Source organism: Oleiphilus sp. HI0080, assembly GCF_001635135.1.
This window is the reverse complement of sequence record NZ_LWFU01000972.1, coordinates 1-1,268: the sequence shown is the minus strand read 5'-3', so window position 1 is coordinate 1,268 and position 1,268 is coordinate 1. Positions and strand designations below refer to the sequence as shown.

Below are 1,268 nucleotides of genomic sequence, written 5' to 3'. Positions count from 1 at the left end.
TCTCGAGTTAATTGAACGGTACGACAATGTTCGTATTTTATTGTCGATTATTGGTGGGCAAGGGATTGTTCTTGGTAGAGGTAATCAGCAATTGAGTGCGCGGGTTCTGGAGCGTGTCGGTGCGCAGAATCTTCAGTTTATCGGAACGCAGGAACGCTTGCATGCATTGCAGGGTAAGCCGCTACGAGTCGATAGTGGTAGTGATGAGTTAAACCATGCGCTTGCCGGTTATCAAAAAATTCTCTGTGGTTATGATGATTTTGTATTGTATGAAGTCGTTTATAGCGCTTAGCGAATACGGTGCTCAGAGATTAGTTGAATCATCAAACTCGCAAGCTGTGTAGAAGTGCTTTTTTTCATCGTGTAGCGAAGTACCTCAACGTTGGGAACGTGCTTGGGGGCGCCATCCGGTAGTATCACATCAGTTTCTTTGCTGATTTGATTAAGCAGCCGCAAGCCGAGTGAAGTAAGACAAGCTTGATCGATTGCCTCCTGACGAATCAGCGCCTCATATACTAGGTAGCCCTCGCTCTCTAGCCAGATCATTGCCCCAAAGCATGCCTGAAAGCGATCGCTGTGTATGCCGTATTCGTCCGGCATGTCTGGGCCTGTAATATCTTCTACAAATACGGCAGATTTTCGCGGAAAGCTTTGATAGAGCTGCAACAAAACACGCGCACAGTCGCGATAAAACTCTTCAATATGTATATCGTACATCTTAGCGCTACTTGCTTCTGGCCATGTCTGGGGTTTGTTGGTAGGTGCTTAAGAATAATTCAAAGCGCGCTATTGCATCGGCAAGCACGTCTTCACGAGGCAAGAAAACGAAGCGAAAATGCTGGTTGTCTTGCAGGTTGAAGCCTGTTCCATGAACAATGAGCATTTTCTGCTGCTTCAGCAAGTCGAGCACTAGCATCTCATCGTTATAGATTTTATGAATTTCGGGATCAAGCTTCACGAAGAGATAGAGAGCGCCTTCTGGTTTTGTGCAGCTGACGCCTTTGATTTCATTTAGCTTCTTCCACGCCAAGTCCCTTTGATCGTAAAAACGCCCGCCAGGGACAATCAGGTCATTGATGCTTTGATAGCCGCCAAGCGCGGTTTGAATGGCAAACTGCGCAGGTACATTTGCACACAAACGCATCGATGCCAGCATATCAAGCCCCTCAATAAAGTCTGAAGCTGTATGTTTTGGCCCCGATATGAGTAGCCAGCCAGAGCGATAACCCGCTGCACGGTGCGACTTGGATAGCCCATTGAAGGTGAGT

At 47.2% G+C, this 1,268-nt stretch carries 2 protein-coding genes and 1 pseudogene; 1 reads left to right on the top strand and 2 read right to left on the bottom strand.

All coding sequences use genetic code 11. The features are described 5' to 3' along the window. Positions 1 to 292, top strand: a pseudogene (locus tag A3751_RS18665) (NAD(+)/NADH kinase); the annotation flags it as partial. Here A3751_RS18665 and A3751_RS18660 read toward each other — a convergent pair. Together A3751_RS18660 and A3751_RS18655 are read right to left on the bottom strand one after the other, a co-directional pair. Next, positions 289 to 717, bottom strand: a complete 429-nt coding sequence (locus A3751_RS18660; RefSeq protein WP_068453865.1) for a hypothetical protein — start codon at positions 715 to 717, stop codon at positions 289 to 291. The pseudogene A3751_RS18665 and the gene A3751_RS18660 sit on opposite strands and share 4 nt — an antisense overlap. Positions 718 to 724: 7 nt before the next feature. Further along, positions 725 to 1,268 (bottom strand): aminotransferase class I/II-fold pyridoxal phosphate-dependent enzyme (locus tag A3751_RS18655; protein ID WP_156492620.1); only part of this gene is annotated, 544 nt, incomplete at its 5' end.